Here is a 1794-nt window from a genome sequence, read left to right as displayed (position 1 = left end):
GGTCCGGCGGCTTGCGTCGCGGGGCCTTGCCGCCGTGCCGGGCGGACCAGCCGGGCTTTAGACGGCGGCGGCAGCAGCGGCGTCGGCCGTCTTCTTCCGGTGGATGGCCAGGAAGGAGGAAATCCTGCGGACCGCCTCCTCGATATCCTCCACCGACGGCAGGATCACGAACCGGAAGTGATCCGGCGTGGGCCAGTGGAAGGCGCTGCCGTGCGAAACCAGGATTTTCTCCTCCTCAAGCAGGTCCAGGACAAACTTTTCGTCGTCCTCGAACGGATACACGGCAGGATCCAGCTTGGGGAACAGGTACATCGCCCCGGCCGCGGGCACACAGCTAACGCCCGGGATCTGGTTGAGCAGCCGGCAGGCCAAGTCGCGCTGTTCGTGCAGCCGGCCCCCGGGCTTCACCAGGTCCCCGATGGACTGGTAGCCGCCCAGCGAGGTCTGGATGGCGTGCTGCGCCGGGACGTTCGAGCACAGCCGGAGCGAGGCCAGCAGTTCCAGTGATTCGCGGTAGGCCGCGGTCTCGGCGCGCGGCCCGCTGATGGCCACCCAGCCGGCGCGGTAGCCGGGCATCCGGTACGCCTTGGAGAGCCCGCTGAACGTCAGCACCGGCAGGTCCGGGGCCACCGAGGCGGTGTGGACGTGCACGGCGCCGTCGTAGGTGATCTTCTCGTAAATTTCGTCCGAGAACAGCACCAGATCGTGCTTGCGAGCCAGGGCCGCGAACTGTTCCAGCACGTGCCGCGGGTAGACGGCGCCGGTGGGGTTGTTCGGGTTGATCAGCACGATCGCCCGTGTCCGGTCGGTGATTTTGGCTTCGACGTCCGCCATGTCCGGCCACCAGTGGTTGTCCTCGTCGCAGAGGTAGTGCACGGCCTTGCCGCCGGAGAGGGTGACCGACGCGGTCCACAGGGGGTAGTCGGGCGCGGGGATCAGCACCTCGTCGCCGTTTTCGAGGAACGCTTGCAGCGTCATGGAGATCAGCTCGGACACCCCGTTGCCGATGAAGATGTCCTCAACGCCGATCTGCATCAGGCCCTTGGTCTGGTAGTACTGCGAAATGGCCGTGCGGGCGGAAAAGATGCCCTTCGAATCGCTGTAGCCTTGGGCGCCGCGCAGGTGGTGGATCATGTCCACCACAATCGACTCCGGCGCCTCCAACCCGAACGGTGCCGGATCGCCGAGGTTCATCCGCAGGATGCGGTGGCCCTCCGCCTCCATCTTCTTGGCCGCGTGCAAAATCGGGCCGCGAAGTTCGTACCGGACGTTCTGGAGTTTGCTGGAATGTTGCATGGGACGCATGCCCTATTTTTTCACAGAGTGCATCGGGCGTTCATGTGGGCTTCACCACTGCGCGGGTCTGGTGCCCAGAGCTGCATCGGCCTACCGTGGTTACGCTCCCATAGCGGCACCGGCACGCGGTGCCGGTGCCGTGCGCCCCGAACCGGAAAAACGGAGGAAAGCCAATGGCTCTCACGCACATCAATCCAGCGGGCATGTTCCGCAGTCCGGCCTTTTCCCAAGGCGTGCTCGTGGACGGCCCGGGCCGGCTGCTGATCGTCGGCGGCCAGAACGGGATCAACGCGGACGGCGAGATGGTCAGTGACGATCTTGCCGGCCAGACCAGGCAGGCGATGCGCAACGTGCTCGCGGTCCTCGAGGAGGCCGGCGCGACGCAGCAGGACGTGGCCAAGCTGAACATCTACCTCGCTGCCGGGCAGGACGCGAACGCGGGGTACGCCGCGGCCGCGGAGGTGTGGGGGCCGGTGCCGACGGCAATCACCGTCCTGC

General features: G+C 66.5%; 2 protein-coding genes. One reads left to right on the top strand and one right to left on the bottom strand.

What is annotated here, in order from left to right:
- Nucleotides 1-57: 57 nt before the first annotated feature.
- The gene (locus AC5RUJ_RS15700) at nucleotides 58-1305 is read right to left on the bottom strand and encodes a pyridoxal phosphate-dependent aminotransferase (RefSeq protein WP_494000797.1); all 1248 of its coding nucleotides are present in this window, start codon (nucleotides 1303-1305) and stop codon (nucleotides 58-60) included.
- Nucleotides 1306-1469: 164 nt separating this feature from the next.
- Here AC5RUJ_RS15700 and AC5RUJ_RS15695 point away from each other — a divergent pair.
- Nucleotides 1470-1794 (top strand): RidA family protein (locus AC5RUJ_RS15695; protein WP_494156180.1); only part of this gene is annotated, 325 nt, incomplete at its 3' end.

The organism is Arthrobacter sp. Y3223164 (genome assembly GCF_059091005.1).
Note: the sequence above shows the minus strand (reverse complement) of the source record. Positions and strands in the feature narration are given on the sequence as shown.

Coding starts and splice junctions, on each gene's coding strand:
- AC5RUJ_RS15700 (WP_494000797.1), bottom strand. CDS start 1,305: ATGCGTCCCATGCAACATTCCAGCAAACTCCAGAACGTCCGGTACGAA.